19 protein-coding genes are annotated in these 16,413 nt (G+C 45.9%); 14 read left to right on the forward strand and 5 right to left on the reverse strand.

The window, feature by feature from the left end:
• Positions 1–28 precede the first annotated feature (28 nt).
• Positions 29–553, reverse strand: coding sequence for a PhzF family phenazine biosynthesis protein (locus D3H65_RS17735; protein ID WP_119051589.1), 525 nt, complete (start codon positions 551–553; stop codon positions 29–31).
• 20 nt (positions 554–573) lie between these two features.
• On the opposite strand from D3H65_RS17735, the gene D3H65_RS17740 reads away from it, so the two are divergent.
• Together D3H65_RS17740 and D3H65_RS17745 are read left to right on the forward strand one after the other, a co-directional pair.
• Positions 574–1,155, forward strand: coding sequence for a Crp/Fnr family transcriptional regulator (locus D3H65_RS17740; RefSeq protein WP_119051590.1), 582 nt, complete (start codon positions 574–576; stop codon positions 1,153–1,155).
• Between the two features lie 160 nt (positions 1,156–1,315).
• A complete protein-coding gene (locus D3H65_RS17745) occupies positions 1,316–1,804 on the forward strand; it encodes a DoxX family protein (RefSeq protein WP_119051591.1) in 489 nt (162 codons plus the stop codon).
• Between the two features lie 74 nt (positions 1,805–1,878).
• Here the strand turns inward: D3H65_RS17745 and D3H65_RS17750 are convergent, their stop codons facing one another.
• Positions 1,879–2,466 (reverse strand): porin family protein, encoded by a 588-nt coding sequence (locus tag D3H65_RS17750; RefSeq protein WP_119051592.1) that lies wholly within the window; start codon positions 2,464–2,466, stop codon positions 1,879–1,881.
• Between the two features lie 319 nt (positions 2,467–2,785).
• On the opposite strand from D3H65_RS17750, the gene D3H65_RS17755 reads away from it, so the two are divergent.
• Together D3H65_RS17755 and D3H65_RS17760 are read left to right on the forward strand one after the other, a co-directional pair.
• A complete protein-coding gene (locus D3H65_RS17755; protein WP_119051593.1) occupies positions 2,786–3,478 on the forward strand; it encodes a LytR/AlgR family response regulator transcription factor in 693 nt (230 codons plus the stop codon).
• A 93-nt stretch (positions 3,479–3,571) separates the two neighbouring features.
• Entirely contained in the window at positions 3,572–5,782 is a 2,211-nt protein-coding gene (locus tag D3H65_RS17760) for a response regulator (RefSeq protein ID WP_119051594.1), read from the forward strand.
• Between the two features lie 730 nt (positions 5,783–6,512).
• On the opposite strand, the gene D3H65_RS17765 is transcribed toward D3H65_RS17760, so the two are convergent.
• Together D3H65_RS17765 and D3H65_RS17770 are read right to left on the reverse strand one after the other, a co-directional pair.
• The gene (locus D3H65_RS17765) at positions 6,513–7,754 is read right to left on the reverse strand and encodes a metallophosphoesterase (RefSeq protein WP_119051595.1); all 1,242 of its coding nucleotides are present in this window, start codon (positions 7,752–7,754) and stop codon (positions 6,513–6,515) included.
• Positions 7,755–7,949: 195 nt separating this feature from the next.
• Positions 7,950–8,459 (reverse strand): NADPH-dependent FMN reductase, encoded by a 510-nt coding sequence (locus tag D3H65_RS17770; protein WP_119051596.1) that lies wholly within the window; start codon positions 8,457–8,459, stop codon positions 7,950–7,952.
• An 83-nt stretch (positions 8,460–8,542) separates the two neighbouring features.
• On the opposite strand from D3H65_RS17770, the gene D3H65_RS17775 reads away from it, so the two are divergent.
• From D3H65_RS17775 to D3H65_RS17805, 7 genes are all read left to right on the forward strand, one after another.
• Positions 8,543–9,229, forward strand: a complete 687-nt coding sequence (locus D3H65_RS17775; RefSeq protein WP_119051597.1) for a metal-dependent hydrolase — start codon at positions 8,543–8,545, stop codon at positions 9,227–9,229.
• Positions 9,230–9,358: 129 nt separating this feature from the next.
• On the forward strand, positions 9,359–10,159 hold the full coding sequence (locus D3H65_RS17780) for a ParA family protein (protein ID WP_119051598.1): 801 nt from the start codon (positions 9,359–9,361) through the stop codon (positions 10,157–10,159).
• Between the two features lie 78 nt (positions 10,160–10,237).
• A complete protein-coding gene (locus D3H65_RS17785; protein WP_119051599.1) occupies positions 10,238–11,161 on the forward strand; it encodes a ParB/RepB/Spo0J family partition protein in 924 nt (307 codons plus the stop codon).
• A 10-nt stretch (positions 11,162–11,171) separates the two neighbouring features.
• Positions 11,172–11,858, forward strand: coding sequence for a DUF5683 domain-containing protein (locus D3H65_RS17790; RefSeq protein ID WP_162915702.1), 687 nt, complete (start codon positions 11,172–11,174; stop codon positions 11,856–11,858).
• 11 nt (positions 11,859–11,869) lie between these two features.
• Entirely contained in the window at positions 11,870–12,586 is a 717-nt protein-coding gene (gene dapB / locus D3H65_RS17795) for a 4-hydroxy-tetrahydrodipicolinate reductase (protein WP_119051601.1), read from the forward strand.
• Between the two features lie 224 nt (positions 12,587–12,810).
• Complete coding sequence (locus D3H65_RS17800) at positions 12,811–13,035, forward strand: response regulator transcription factor (protein WP_119051602.1); 225 nt, start codon at positions 12,811–12,813, stop codon at positions 13,033–13,035.
• Between the two features lie 56 nt (positions 13,036–13,091).
• A complete protein-coding gene (locus D3H65_RS17805) occupies positions 13,092–13,502 on the forward strand; it encodes an RrF2 family transcriptional regulator (RefSeq protein ID WP_119051603.1) in 411 nt (136 codons plus the stop codon).
• Between the two features lies 1 nt (position 13,503).
• Here D3H65_RS17805 and D3H65_RS17810 read toward each other — a convergent pair whose 3' ends face one another.
• Positions 13,504–13,806 carry a phosphoribosylpyrophosphate synthetase gene (locus D3H65_RS17810; protein ID WP_119051604.1) on the reverse strand — a complete coding sequence of 101 codons (303 nt, stop codon included), beginning with the start codon at positions 13,804–13,806 and terminating at the stop codon, positions 13,504–13,506.
• A 208-nt stretch (positions 13,807–14,014) separates the two neighbouring features.
• Here D3H65_RS17810 and ahcY point away from each other — a divergent pair, with 208 nt between their 5' ends.
• From ahcY to D3H65_RS17825, 3 genes are all read left to right on the forward strand, one after another.
• Positions 14,015–15,340 (forward strand): adenosylhomocysteinase, encoded by a 1,326-nt coding sequence (gene ahcY, locus D3H65_RS17815; protein ID WP_119051605.1) that lies wholly within the window; start codon positions 14,015–14,017, stop codon positions 15,338–15,340.
• Between the two features lie 294 nt (positions 15,341–15,634).
• Positions 15,635–15,904: a hypothetical protein gene (locus D3H65_RS17820; RefSeq protein WP_119051606.1), complete on the forward strand. Its 270-nt coding sequence runs from the start codon at positions 15,635–15,637 to the stop codon at positions 15,902–15,904.
• A 2-nt stretch (positions 15,905–15,906) separates the two neighbouring features.
• Entirely contained in the window at positions 15,907–16,410 is a 504-nt protein-coding gene (locus D3H65_RS17825) for a YdeI/OmpD-associated family protein (RefSeq protein ID WP_119051607.1), read from the forward strand.
• Positions 16,411–16,413 lie beyond the last annotated feature (3 nt).

Raw genomic sequence — 16,413 nt, forward strand, 5'->3', positions numbered from 1 at the left:
CGACCTAATGGGTCGATGCGGCAGCTGGCTACCGGGCGGGTGCCATAATACCTGTTTGAAGGGAGCTGATCTTTCCTTCCTGGAGGTGGAGGTGAACGGCCAAACGGCCGGGAGCGGGCGATTCAGGGGAATAAGCATGAATAATGACCATCTCATCTTTCTTAATCATCGCAATATCATACAAATAGCAGGCAAGCGCCCCGGCAGCCAGCGCCTGGGATTCTGCTTGCGGTTCATCCGCCAACAGGGTAAGGATACGCGCTACTGCATCGGCCTCCTCCCCGGCATGCCGGTGAAAAATACAATAGCCCGACAAACTGTACTGGCTAGTTAGCAGGCGGATACTTTCCGGTGCCGGATGCAGGGACTCTAATATCTCCCGGGTCTTTACCTCCAGCAGCAGGAATGCTGCTCCGGTTTGAACGATCATTGGCAGGGCGGCGATATGATCGGCCGTTATGCCCAATGACAACAAAACCTGTTCATTTTCCTTCACAGGAGCATATTCAGGAGCCGGCAATATGCCAGGCTCATTGGTCTTTGCTGTTTTCATAACTGCCATATCTTTACCTTATGTACGATCTCATTCTCAAAAACATTGCCCGCTTCATACAATTGACCCCGGAAGAAACGGACCGTTTTACCTCCGTCCTGAAGCCCCGTACCCTCCGCAAACGTCAATACCTGGTGCAGGCAGGCGATGTATTCCGCTATGAATGCTTTGTGAACAAGGGTTCCCTGCGAACCTACCATGTAGACAACAACGGGCAGGAACACATTGTTATGTTTGCTTTTGAGGACTGGTGGACCGGAGACATGTATAGTTTTCTCAGTGGACAGCCCGCTTTATACAATGTTGAAGCCCTGGAAGACGTCGAATTGCTCCTGATCGAGAAAAGTCAATTGGAACAATTGTACATAGATATACCCAAATTTGATCGTTTCTTCCGCGTTTTGCTGCAAAACGCCTATATCTCCATGCAGCGCCGTATTAGCGATAATATGAGCCTGACCGCCGAGGAGCGCTACCTCGACTTTATCAACCGTTATCCGCATTTTGAGCAGCGCCTGTCCCAAAAACAGATCGCTTCCTACCTCGGCATCACCCCCGAATCTTTGAGCCGCATCCGCCGCCAAATGGCCGGGAAGAATTAAAGCCAGCTACCCCTCATCAGCCCAGCATAAAACGCGGCAGCAACCCGAAACTCTAAACGCGAACCCCAAAACTTCACTTATCCTATGGTAAGGCTTTTTCTTACCAGGCATCATTGGAAACAGGGGCCTGTTTGACGGACTTTTACAAAAAGATTCAGTCATGCAACAAAGATTATTAGCAACAGACAACAATTACAGCTGGTTTATATTACGCGTAACCCTTGGGGTAGTGATGCTCGGTCATGGATTACAAAAAGCACTGGGATGGTTTGACGGTTTTGGATGGCACAATACCATGGGATATTTTACCGGCACCGTAGGCCTTCCTGCCTGGCTTAGCGCATTCGTAATACTCATCGAATCCGTAGGCGCCATTTTACTCATCGTTGGTTTTGCCGGCAGGATCAATGCAGCCCTCCTGGGTATCGTAATGGCAGGTGCCTTCTTTGTAGATCACCTGCCCAATGGTTTTTTCATGAATTGGTTCGGCAATCACAAAGGAGAAGGATACGAATTTGATATCCTGTTCTGGGCTATTGCTCTTATTATCGTCATCAATGGTAGTGGCAAATGGTCGATAGACAGGTGGATCCTTTCCCGTAAAGCCGGCTTTTCAACCCGTACCCTCAACAAGCCAGCTGTGCTATAAGCTCTATTAAAACAAAAAGCCTTGCAGACCTTTCCGGCCTGCAAGGCTTTTTACATTATCTGTATAAAACCAAGCTACAAAATGGTCAATCCAAGGTATAACTGAAAGCCCTGGTTCTTCCATTTGTCTTTATTGTCGATATCATTGATATTGGTTAAACCGACCACATAACGGCCCCCTACACGCAATGCGCCAAGGTTTAGCTGGGCGCCGCCTAACATAGAGAAATCTCCACTTTTAAAGGCTTCTTTGGTATTGCCAAAAACATCCTTATCCTGATCAATTAAAATACCGAATTGAGGACCAGCCTGCAGAGAAAGAATCTTCACAGGTCTATAACTTAACAATAAAGGAATACTGATATAATTAAGCTTTCCTTTGTAATCCTCTTTAGAACCTCCATAAAGATCTCCCAAATTATCCCCTGTCCGGTAATTCGTTTGATTCCACAAAAGCTCAGGCTGGATACCCCATTTTTGATTAAAGTTGATCTCCGCAAAAGCGCCCAGGTTATAGCCAAACCGGAATTCGTCATTAAAAGATTTACCATCCACTTTTAAAATGTTGGCGCCAGCTTTGAAGCCAAGGTGAAAACCTTGAGCAAACGAGAAGGTAGTAAGGGCTAATGCTACCGCCAGTAAGGTCAGTGATTTCTTTTTCATAAATCAATTGATGTTTAGTTCACAGAGTATTTTTCAACTTATATGCCAAGGAAACAAAATTGGTTGTTAATTCGTTACGCCGTTCGTGAATAAAGTTATAAAATAGGACAACCAATGTGACCATTACCCCTATGCTGATTTATTTTCCTGCAAATTATCCGGTAGTTAAACGGTGGTAGCGATGCCCGGAAACGGTCACTCGTTTGTGTAATACAACCTGATGCGTATTAAAAAATTGCTAATGGGCTGATCAATTGCCATATTTTTCATACCTTAAACATAACATATCCATTTACCAAAGCTTGTTCCTCTGAAAAAAATGAGATGCCTCATAGTCGATGATAACGATATGGCCAGGCTTATGCTCAGTCAACTGGTTACCCAAACAGGCCTGCTGGAAGTTATCGGTGAGTGCCGGGACGCCCTGGAAGCTCATCAACAAATTACACGCCATGCTCCTGATCTTGTATTCCTCGATATTGAAATGCCAGGCATGAGCGGCATAGAGCTGCTGAGGTCACTGCCCAAAAAACCGCTGATTATCTTCACCACCTCCAATAAGGATTACGCCCTCGAAGCATTTGAACTGAATGTAGCAGATTATCTGCTCAAACCTGTTACACTCCCCCGCCTCCTGATGGCCATCGACAAGGCACGGGAAGTGTTGCAGCGCGATAATTCGGAAGTGAATAATATCGATGAAGATTATATCTTTATCCGCGACAATGGAGCCCTCAAAAAAGTGAAACTCGAAGATATATTGTGGATAGAAGCGATGGGCGACTATATTAAGATCTACACCCCTGGCAAATGGCATATCGTACATACCACCCTCAAAGCCGTAGAAGAAAAAATACGCTCCCCCAGGCTGATGCGTATACATCGCAGTTACATTGTGGCGCTCGATAAGATCGATAGCATTGAAGATGGCGTACTCAATATTATGAGTACACCCATTCCTGTGGCTGAAAGCTATCGCAGCCAGCTCATGAAGAAGTTGAAATTATTGTAATACGCAGGGGTAAGCCAGTTGTTTTAAGCGCATTTTAATCTTGACGTTCAGTTTGCGGCACTTGGTTTTCATAGTGCCTGTATACCTCTATATATGAAAATGAAGCTACAACCCAATTACCTGATTGCCCTTATTGTCCTGCTCTTTGTGGTGTTTATTGCCACCGGCTTTATGCTCCAGGTAAGATTGGAAAATATCCTGGCGCATGGCGATCCCAGAGCAGCATCCGTACTCACCATCAGCCGTATCCTCACCTCCCTGTCCATCATCGCCATTCTTTTTCTAAGCGTAGTCATTATACGTCGATTGCAACGTCAGCAAGCCCTTATCAAAGAATTGGAACTGGCCCATAACAATGAACGGCAGTTCCGCCAAAACCTCGAAAAGGTCTCCGCCGAGATCCATGATCTCTACAATAATGCCCCCTGCGGTTACCACTCCCTCGACAAAGACGGCTACTTTCAGGCCATTAATCAAACAGAACTCAACTGGATAGGATACAAGCGCGAAGAAGTCATCGGTAAACTCCGCTTCATAGATGTACTGGATGATGCCAGCGCTGCCACCATAAAAAGACGCTTCCCCCAATTCATAAAAAATGGAGAATTAAGAGAGATCCGCCTTAGCATGATGAGCAAAAAAGGATTCATCATTCCCGTATCCCTCCACGCTATTGCTATTTACAACGAACAGGATGAATTCATATCCAGCCGCTCCACGGTGTTTGATGTATCAGAACAGGAAAAGATCGAAGAGGAACTGAAAGATGCCAAACGCCAGGCCGATGAATCGGCCCATGTAAAGGAACAATTCCTGGCCAATATGAGCCATGAAATAAGAACCCCCATTAATGCCGTGATTGGGTTTACCAACCTGCTTCAAAAAACCTCCCTCACCCAGGAACAGGAACAATTTGTGCACCTGGTGCAGTCTGCCAGCGAAAGCCTGCTCACCATAATCAATGATATACTCGATATTTCAAAGATAGAAGCAGGCATGTTGCGCATTGAAAAAAGCCCTTTCAGCCTCCGCGGCCTCTGCAGCTCCCTGGAAACCATGTTCCAGCATAAAGTGCAGGAGAAAAACCTGTCACTGAGCATCTATATACAGGAAAAGATCCCCGATACCTTAACCGGTGATGCCGTTCGCCTTACCCAGGTATTGGTCAACCTCATCAGCAATGCGATCAAATTCACCCAGGAAGGAGGTATCAGCATCGTCATCATACCCATCCACGAAACAGATACCAGCATACGCCTCCGGTTTTCCGTTAAAGACAGCGGTATTGGTATATCCCCTGACAAACTCGATTCCATCTTTGACCGTTTTGAACAGGGGGAAACCAATACCACCCGTAAGTACGGTGGCACCGGCCTCGGTTTATCCATAGTGAGGAACCTTATCCACCTTCAGGAAGGCAGTATTTCGGTGAAAAGCGAAACAGGCAACGGCACCGAATTTTTATTCGAACTCGAATATGAAATATTACCTATGACAGACAGTGAAAAAAACAGACACCACCTGGAAGTAGCAGAATCAGGCAATGGTTTATTTGAAGGCGTAAAAATATTGGCCGTGGAGGATAACCAGATGAACCAGCTGCTCATGAAGCATACTTTCCATAGCTGGAACCTCCACTTTGAGCTGGCAGAAAACGGGCAGCAAGCCATCGACAAGCTACAAAGAGAAAAATACGACCTTGTGTTGCTCGACATCCAAATGCCCATCATGGATGGCTATCTCGCTGCCAAAACCATTCGCCACGAACTAAAAAGCAATATCCCCATCATTGCCATGACGGCACATGCCATGGCAGGCGAACGTGAGAAATGCCTTAGCCATGGTATGAATGACTATATCTCCAAACCCATACAGGAAAAAGAACTACTCCACCTCCTCAAAAAATACCTGGCCAGGCAAAAGCACTCCTTCGAATTGCTGAAAGCCAGCCTGCACCACATCAACCTCGATTTCCTGTACGACCTCGTGATGGGCAATAGCGCCTTCCTTAATAATATCATCCGCCAGTTCCTCAACCAGTTTCCCGGAGAAATGGACTCCATGAAAGAGGCAGTGGAAAAAAAGAATACTAAACAGATCGCCACCCTGGCCCACCATATCCAGTCTACCGTTTCTGTCTTTGGCCGCAATACCCCCTTTTTCAGTCTGCTCGAAAAAATAGAGAAGCTCGCCCACACCCGGTCCAACCCCGTCCAGTTGTATGCAGAATGCAATAAACTGGATGAATACAGACAGCTCTTATTGAAAGAGATCAATCAATTATTGAGTCACAACATCTTATAAATATTCAAAATCAATTACTTAGCATTGCGTCCCATCATCAGCCACTCACTCATAATTCACCATTCCCAACTTAGCCCTATCCCTCCACCGGCTATTTGAAGTACTCCGGCTACAGAATCCGGGGTCTCACCGATTCCGGCCCCTTACCCCCTCCACCCCGCTGTATATTTGTAATGTAATTACAACCTGAGGGTTAATAAAATAGGGAAAGATTTTTTTAACCTATGCCCCTGGCCCTAAACCAAAACTTACGTTTTAATATTCATTCGCCCGTTTGAAAACCCAACCCCTGCTCCCGGCATTTGGAGATGATTGTTGCGGGTCACATGAGATAAACCTTTTTTAGCAACCCTCCTTATTCTTTTTGTGATTAGACAATGTGGAGAGAAAACAATTTCTTTCAGATCCTGGGTGCTCGTTTTTATTGCCGTACCATTGAAGGTTCCTGTGCTTACGCTGTACCAGTTCAACAAGTTAAAAGCGTACTGTGACCCAACCTAACAAGTATGCAGTTTAAGGTTCTTGGCTATCCGATTAGGATCTTATTCAAGATTTGGTACAATGGTTAATGTTAACTGGTTTGGACTCTGTAATTAGTAGCATCTTATTTTGTTGCAAAACAAAAAAGGGCAGTTTACCATAAGTAATCTGCCCTTTCCTTTTGCTATCGAAGCGCTAATAATCAATAATTAATAATTATTGATATTACGTACGTGCAACCAAGCTGGTTTTATGAAAGTTCAAGAACCGTAATCTCCGGCATGATCCCTACCCTGCCCGGATAACCAATAAACCCAAAACCCCGGTTTACATACAACTTCTGTTTCTCCGTCTCATACAACCCCGCCCACTGTTTATACATATACTGCACAGGGCTCCATTTAAAACCAGGTATCTCCAGTCCAAATTGCATACCATGCGTATGCCCTGCCAGCATCAGGTCTACATCTTTATATTTATCCAATACCTCTGCTTCCCAATGGCTGGGATCATGGCTCATCAATATTTTGAAAGGAATTTGTTCAGTACCAGGATGCGCTTCATGCATCTTACCATACTTGGGAAAATTGCCACGGGCACTCCAGTTCTCGATACCCAATAAAGCGATCTGCTCACCACCCTTTTCCAACACTACGTGTTCATTCATCAGCAATCGCCAGCCCATATCACCATGCACTGATTTCAGGCTCTCCAGGTTGGCCGCCTTCACCTGCTCACTTTCCCAGTGCACGTAATCACCATAATCATGATTGCCCAGGGTAGAATACACCCCCAGCGGGGCTTTCAATTTATTGAACACATGCTTGTATTCTTCCATTTCTGTGGCGCGGTCATTCACCAGGTCGCCCGTAAATAAAATAAGATCGGGTTTTTGCTCCATGATCTTTTCAATGCCCTTTTCTACCGCCTGCCTGTCTGTAAAACTACCGGAATGAATATCTGAAATGTGAACGATCTTCAGCCCTTTGAACGCAGCAGGCAGGTTGGCAAAAGACAAGCGCAGCTTATTCACCTGGTAGCGGTACTTATTATTAAAGCCATACAACAGCGTGCCGAATAAACCGCCACCTACTGCCAGACTGAGCCAACTAAGAAAGGCCGATCTGGTAATACCACCCGGCTCACCATCAGCAACAGCTGTATTACCGGAAAACTTACTGATCACCCAGGTACCCGCCCGGCGGATATCATCCACCGCAATGAACAAGGATGCCAGCAGTTTACTCAAAAACAATCCGATCACAATAGCAAACACATAACTACGGATCCATTTGGGCCAGCCTGCCGAATTACTGTATGGCAGTGACATGATCATGGCCACAGAAACCACCGACAGGAACCAATAGACAGACATGACGATGAGCCGCATTCTGGGCGACACCGGCGCAATCACCTTCACCGCCTGGTACACATAAATATCCAACAGGATCATAAAACCGATCAGTATCCAGGAAAAACCTGCATTACGCATGAGAAGAAAATTTAGTAATTGTTAAAATGTAATAGCTCCTGCCGCTAAAACCAATAAGGCTTTGGCAGCCAACATGCAGATTCAGAACCATTGCATTTTTTGTTCTATACCCTGTAGACGATTGGGAAGGAAGTATATTTTACCGACAGGCATTTTTTTCCGTTTTCCCCGGACTTCCGGTCTTTTCCGACTTCCCTAAAATGCTATAAACTCATCCAATTGATGCTCTATAGCATCCAGGGTGCCCTTATCATGTATAACACCCGTTCCGTTCAGTAACTTATCCACAGAAGAAATAGGCAGCTTATTGTGGTGTACTATGACTTTCAGGTAATGCAGGATGCCTGTTAAATGGTCCATCCCCCGCTGATTGCCTGAGCGGCCCAATGCCACCCCTGTCAGCAAGGCCTTTTTACCCCACCACGCCTTTTTATAATCCGAAATATCCAGCATCACTTTCAAAACACCCGGAATGCTGCCATTGTATTCCGGCGCTACAAAAATGAACTTTTTGGAAGGGATTAATATCTCATTCTCCAATTGCACATATTCAGGCGTCTTTTCAACCGACTTCCAGCCCTCCAGCGATACCAGCCGGGTTTCAATCCCCTTTGCCTCCAGCAGATCACGGTAATGTTGGGCCACTTTGATCGTGTTGCTCCCTACCCTGTTCGTACCGGAAATAATAGTATAAAAATCACTCATGTTAAAGCATTAACAGCTAACTAGGTTTTTGGTTGTTATTTCTTATACCGAAAACGTATTTTTGCCGTCCTGTAAAAGTTTTTATGAAATTAACCTATTACGGCCATTCCTGTTTCTCCGTATCCGTCAAAGGTAAGAAACTGTTGTTCGATCCCTTTATTACGTATAACGAACTGGCTAATAATATTATAGATGTAGACCAAATAGCGGCGGATTACATCTTGTTGTCCCACGGACATGCCGATCATATTGCCGATTGCGTACGGGTAGCCACCCGTACCGGCGCCCTCGTGATTGCCAGCTGGGAAATTGGCGAATGGCTCCAAAAACAGGGCGTTACCAATGTACACCAGATGAATACCGGGGGCAAATGGAATTATGGCGATTTCACTGTAAAATGCGTGGTAGCCCAGCACTCCTCCGGCCTGCCCGATGGCAGCTATGGGGGTAATCCGATGGGTTTCATCATATATACAGATGAAGGAAATTTTTATTATAGTGGCGATACAGCCCTCACCACCGATATGCAATTGATACCCCGTTGGGCAAAACTAAATTTTGCCATCTTACCGATTGGTGACAACTTTACCATGGATGCTGCCGATGCAGCCGAATGCGCACGCATGGTAGATTGCCGTACCATTGTGGGCGTTCATTATGATACTTTCGGTTATATTAAAATTGACCACCAGCAAGCCATCAAAACGTTTGCTGATACCGGCGCTGAACTAAAGCTGGTAAACATCGGAGATACTATAGAACTATCATAAGCGTTCAAGGCATGCACAGTGATCAATAATTATTGATTATTGCGAGCCCAGAATTCAGAATAAAGTAAGGCATCTGTAAAACAGCAGGAATTATTGCCGATTCACGTAAAACAACCTTATTTAAAACAAATGGCGCGAGTAATTGGAGTAGCCAATCAAAAGGGCGGTGTAGGTAAAACCACCTCAGCTATCAATGTGGCTGCCAGCCTTGCCGTACTGGAATTCAGGACCTTGCTGGTAGATGCAGATCCCCAGGCCAACAGCACCACCGGCGTTGGTTTCGACCTGCACAACATTCAGCAAAGCCTGTACGATTGTATGGTAAATGGTACCCTGGCAAAAGATGTGATCTTAAAGTCAGACGTGCCCAACCTCGATGTGATCCCTTCCCATATCGACCTCGTAGGGGCCGAAATTGAAATGATCAATTATCCCAACCGCGAAGGCGTGTTGAAAGGCATACTCGAGCCCGTAAAGAATGATTACGATTTTGTCATCATCGACTGCTCCCCTTCACTGGGTCTTATAACAGTGAATGCCCTGGTAGCTTCCGATTCAGTGATCGTGCCCGTACAAACAGAATTCTTCGCCCTGGAAGGGTTGGGTAAATTACTTAATACCATCAAAATAGTACAAAGCAGGCTCAATACCGAGCTCATGATCGAGGGCATCCTCATGACCATGTATGATGGCCGCCTGCGCCTTTGCAACCAGGTAGTTAATGAAGTGCGCAAGCATTTCGATGAAATGGTATTCAACACCATCATTCACCGTAACAGTCGTATCAGCGAAGCACCCAGCGTAGGCAAGCCGGTGATCCTGTACGATGGTCAGAGCAAAGGAGCTATGAACTACCTCAACCTGGCCAAAGAGATCCTGCAGAAGAATGATATGACGAAAATTAAACAGGAAGAAAGAATATTGGAATAAGCTACCGCCCACGAGCTATGAGCCGCGAGCCTTTTGCTCGAAGCTCGCAGCTCACAGCCTGCAGCTAAAAAATAAACCATGTCAAAAGAAAAGGGTAATAATAAAGAGTTATTGGGCAAAGGCATCCGCTCCCTCTTGCAGAGTATTGATTCAGATCTGAAAAATACGACCGGCAGCAGCCTTAAAACCCAGGTGGTAGAACAAGTCACTACCATACAGCGCATACCGGTAGAAAATATAGAACCCAATCCCAAACAACCACGCCGCGACTTTGATGAAACCGCCTTGAATGAACTGGCCGCTTCTATCAAATTGCACGACCTCGTACAGCCCATTACCGTCTCCACCCTTGCCAATGGTAAATACAGGCTCATTTCAGGCGAACGCCGCTGGAGGGCTTCCAAACTGGCTGGCCTTGCAGATGTACCCGCCTATATCCGCCAGGCCAATGACCAGCAATTGCTGGAGCTGGCCTTGTTGGAAAACTTACAGCGCGAAGACCTCAACGCTATGGAAATTGCACTCAGCTACAAGCGCATGATGGAAGAACTGAGCCAAACACAGGAACAGGTAGCAGAGCGTATGGGCAAAGAAAGAAGTACCGTAGCCAACTACATCCGCCTTCTCAAATTACCACCCGATATTCAGGTAGCTGTACGCACCGGTGTTATCAGCATGGGGCATGCCCGCGCTATTATCAACGTAGATACAGTAGACAAACAACTCTTTATTTACAATGAGATCAAAAGTAAAGGTCTTTCTGTAAGACAAACCGAAGAGCTCGTACGCAGACTGTACAAAACACCGCTCGCTGTTAAAAATTCGGTAAAAGCCTCGTTGCCACCTGCTTACAAGAAAATTGAAGATAATTTAGCGTCGCATTTCAGCACCAAAGTAAAACTCAATCACAACAAAACAGGACACGGAAGCATTTCCATTGAGTATTACTCCATCCAGGATCTTAACAAAATATTGGATGCCATTGGTGTTACTGCCAACTAAGTATCTTTCCATGTTTAGAGTAATGCTCGTTTTCATAGTCATTATCATGCCTCTGTTGATGCACGCACAACGGCGAAATGACTCTATTACCGTTTCCCGGCCTGTTCTGGCTATCAATGATAGCACCGGTAATATCAAAGTAGAACGGCCCTCGAAGGTCGATACCACGAAGGTCAAAGACTCTATTGTAAAACCCAAACACAGTCCGCGTAAAGCAGCCCTCCGCTCTGCCATCATACCCGGCTGGGGGCAGGTATACAATAAAAAATATTGGAAACTGCCCCTGGTTGCCGCAGCCATAGGTATCCCCGCCTACCTGGTTTATTACAACCAGGAATGGTACAACAGGACCCGCTACGCGGTAAAAGTGGCAGCAGCAGGCAATAACCTGCCCATATTCCTCGATCAGGTGGATCCCCAGCTATTACCACTCGTGAAATCAGGTAGCGTCAATTCACTCATCAACTACCGCAATGAGTTTCGCCGCAACCGCGATTATGCCATCCTCGTTGGCTTACTCCTGTGGGGCCTCAATGTTGTAGATGCCACGGTAGATGCCCACCTCAAAGATTTTGATGTAAGCGACGATCTTTCCCTGCGCGTACAACCTGCCTTCCTGCCCGGTAATGCTGCAGGCCTGAGCCTCGTATTCACCATCGGCAATAATCGTCCAAAAACAATATCTTCGCTGCGCTAAAAAAGCAGCACATGAAAATTGCACTCATCGGTTACGGAAAAATGGGAAAAGCTATTGAAGAAATAGCCCTTCAGCGCGGACACGAAATTATGCTCAAAGTGGGCATCGAGAACCTGGAAGACAATACCATCAATAATATCCGTAAGGCAGATGTGGCAATAGAGTTTACCGGCCCCGAAAGCGCTTTTGAAAATGTAGTACGCTGCATGGAAGCCGGCGTTCCTGTAGTATGCGGATCCACCGGTTGGCTGGCCCGGTATGAAGAAGCCAAAAATAGTTGCCTCACTAATAAAAGCGCCTTCTTATACGCCAGCAACTTTAGCGTAGGCGTAAACATCTTTTTCGCCCTCAACAAACGGCTTGCCGAACTCATGGCCCCGCACAAAGAGTATAACGTAGCCCTTACAGAAATACACCATACCGCTAAACTGGATGCCCCCAGCGGTACCGCCATCACCCTTGCCGAACAGATCCTGGACAAGAATACACAAAAAAAACAATGGGTAAACCAGCCAAGCACCCAGGCCGAAGACCTGTCCATCCTCAGCGAACGAATAGATCCGGCTCCGGGCACGCACATCATTTCCTATACCTCCCCTATAGACGATATCGAGATCAAACACACCGCCCATAACCGAACAGGGTTCGCTACCGGTGCCGTTTTGGCCGCAGAATTCCTCCATGATAAGAAAGGTATTTTTAGTATGAGTGATGTACTCGGAATTTGATCTCGCGCAACTATTTTGAGCAAGTTTTTTTTCGGGCTGTTAAACAATTGACGTAATTTTTCACGGTTAACCAAATTGTGCTGTACCCTAAATAACCTACTTCCTTTTGTTGTGCCCCTACAGGCAACCTTACTGTAATTTTAATCATCTAAGTATTAACATATATCCGGTATATATGCCGGTTGGCCATTAACCTTTGTCACCTTGAAAATTAATCTGATTGTATGAAAAAGCAGCTAGAGGGTACCGCAGCAAGTACTCCCCTTACCTTTCGTGAACTGGAAGTCATTCGCCTTATCGAACGGGAATTCAGCAACAAACAAATAGCCGGTCAGTTGGGCATCAGCGAACGGACCGTTGAAACCCACCGCAAGAACATCCTTCGCAAAACCAGAACCAACAATGTCATCGGGCTCATTAAATACATCTATGAACATAAACTGGTATAACTTCTTGGTCATTCAAAAATTTATTCTAACTTCTCGCCGCCAAATCAATATGTCACATGCTTTCTAAAAAGGCCCAATATGCTTTTAAAGCATTGATGTACATGGCTGAAAAAAAAGATAATCAGCCGGTACTCATTGCAGAAATCGCCAAAAAGAAGAAGATTCCATTAAAATTCCTGGAGAATATCCTGCTGGAATTAAAAAAAGCAGGCATACTCGAAAGTAAAAAAGGAAAAGGAGGAGGTTACTTCTTTAAAGTAGCCCCCAAGGAGGTATCCATGGCCAAAATTATGCGGCTGATAGACGGTCCAATTGCCATGCTACCCTGCGTAAGTCTCTATTTCTACGAGCGTTGCAAGAATTGTGATGAAAAACAATGCGGCCTCCATGATTCCATGATCCAGGTACGCGACGCCACCCTTAAGTTATTGGAAAAGAAAACAGTAGCCGATATCGCCAAACATTGATCTAGTGCCGTACTGCCAGCTTTTTGATCATCGCTTCGCTGGCAGTATCGGAACTGGGGCCAAAACCATCCACCAGGATGCCTTTTTCCCCATGCTTGGACTCAATAGCATAGATCACCGCCTCGTCTGCAGGATCAGAATTTCCCTCAAACCGGTGCACTTCCGTGATCTCAAATTCATTGGGCTGAAGCGCCAATAAAGGCGCCTGACAGGTGAGACAATCATATTCCCGGTTAAAATCAATACTATAGCCCCTTGTTTTAAGGCCATTCACCGCTTCCGTTACCGTATCGTATGTGTGCATAATGTAATGTATTAGGTAAAATAATGCCCCCAAATGTAGTAAGATTTGCGGCGCCTCCTTCCATCCACTACTTGTACAGATCATCGCTTTACTTACTCTTTTCCCCGTTCCGCTCCCGCTCGTTGCCTCGATGCCTGATTGCCTTGATGCCTTCTTTGGTCATTACAAGCCTAAATTGTAGCTTTGCCGCCTGAAATAAAAAAATTATATGTCAACTATCTCAAAAAACATTGATTTCTCCTTACCCTATAAGGTAAAAGATATTAGCCTGGCTGAATGGGGCCGCAAAGAAATTCGCCTGGCAGAAGCAGAAATGCCCGGCTTAATGTCCCTTCGTGCAGAATATGGACCTTCTCAACCCCTGAAAGGTGCCCGTATTGCTGGTTGTTTGCACATGACCATCCAAACTGCCGTACTCATTGAGACCCTGATCGCCCTCGGCGCTGAGGTAAAATGGAGCTCCTGCAATATCTTCTCTACCCAGGACCATGCCGCTGCTGCTATCGCTGCCGCCGGTATCGGTGTTTACGCCTGGAAAGGCCAAACCCTCGAAGAGGCTGATTGGTGTATTGAACAAACCCTGTTTTTTGGCGCAGCCGACCGTCCTCTCAACATGATCCTCGATGACGGTGGCGATTTGACCAACATCGTATTCGACAAATACCCCGAGTTGGTACAACACATTAAAGGTCTCAGCGAAGAAACCACTACCGGCGTTCACCGCTTGTATGAAAGAATGGCGAAAGGCACCCTGCCCATCCCCGCTTTCAACGTAAACGACTCCGTAACCAAGAGCAAATTCGATAACAAATACGGTTGTAAAGAATCCCTCGTAGATTCTATCCGCCGCGCTACCGACGTAATGCTGGCTGGTAAAATAGCCGTTGTAGGTAGCTATGGTGACGTAGGTAAAGGCTCTGCCGCTTCATTGGCAGGCGCCGGTTGCCGCGTGATCGTTACAGAGATCGACCCTATCTGCGCTTTACAGGCAGCTATGGACGGCTTTGAAGTAAAGAAAATGATCGATGCAGTAAAAGAAGCCGACATCGTAGTAACTGCTTCCGGCTGCCGCGACCTGATCACAGAAAAGCACTTCCGTGCAATGAAAGATAAGACCATCGTTTGTAACATCGGCCACTTCGATATCGAGATCGACATGGCTTGGATGAATACCAACTATGGCCACACAAAAGATACCATCAAGCCACAGGTTGATATCTACAATGTAGATGGTAAAGACATCATCATCCTCGCTGAAGGCCGTCTCGTTAACCTCGGTTGCGGTACTGGTCACCCCAGCTTCGTAATGAGTAACTCTTTCACCAACCAAACACTGGCTCAACTGGAACTTTGGACCAACACAGACAAGTACGAGAACAAAGTATATGTACTGCCTAAGATCCTTGATGAAAAAGTGGCCCGTTTACACCTGAAAAAGATCGGTGTGGAACTGGATGAACTGACCCCCGCACAAGCCGATTACCTCGGTATTCCCCAGGCTGGTCCATTCAAACCAGAACATTACAGGTACTAATAGCCATCCGGCTGATCAATATATCCCCATCCGGCCCTGGCCGGATGGGGGTTATTTTTACCCACCTTTCAAACGAAATTTAATACGTACCTTTGTAACCATTCACCTATATCCGCCGCAGAAACAACTACCCCTCAACTTTACCTTTAGATCAATAGCCATTGCCAACAGCTAAAGGCTAAAACCTAAAAGCTAACCAGCTATAACCCCCTGTGCAAAACTTTTTCAGTTATTAAGAAGGTTTTGACAAAGTGTAGCATGAGAATTGATAACTCAAAACAGTAATAGAAGTATATGCGCATCCAATTTGTAAAAAATATTCAGTTCACCAAACTGCTGAAAGTAGAAGGCCGCCTCAGAGAGTTTAATTTCAGAAAGCTCGGCGGTGTTAATGAAGGTATTTTTACCGTTGATGTGGTGGACGATCGTGGCAACCGTATCCTGTTTCGCATGCAAAAAGAAGATGGCGCCTGGAAAATAACGCCTCAGTCCCTCCCGCGCTGGATAATGGACACAGAAGCCCAGTTTCACGACCAGATCGAAGAAGAACTGCGTACCATGTAATAATGGTGCAATTCACTACTACCATACTTCAATTTGCCGAACAGGCTGAAAAAACAGGGTGGACCTACATCCTCATTCCACCCGATATAGCAGAACAATTAAAGCCAGGTTGGAAAAAAAGCTTTCGCGTAAAAGGGAAACTCGATAGTCACCCTGTCAAAGCCATTGCTTTACTGCCTCATGGCGGTGGTAGTTTTATTTTGCCTATCAATGCCGACATGCGCAAGGGCATCAAAAAACGCAAAGGGGCCATGCTTAAAGTGCAGCTGCAGGAAGATAAAATGCCCCTGCAATTATCACCTGAATTAATGGAATGCCTGGCCGATGAGCCCCAGGCCCTCGCTTTTTTCAATTCCCTGGCCAAGTCCCACCAGGGCTATTTCAGTAAATGGATTGAAAGTGCTAAAACAGATGCTACCAAAACCAAACGCATTGCCCAAACAGTAAATGGCTTATCACATAAAATGAGCTACGGCGAATTGATCCGCAGCTTGCGGGAGGGATAGATC

It is taken from the genome of Paraflavitalea soli, assembly GCF_003555545.1.
Taxonomy (GTDB): Bacteria; Bacteroidota; Bacteroidia; order Chitinophagales; family Chitinophagaceae; genus Paraflavitalea; species Paraflavitalea soli.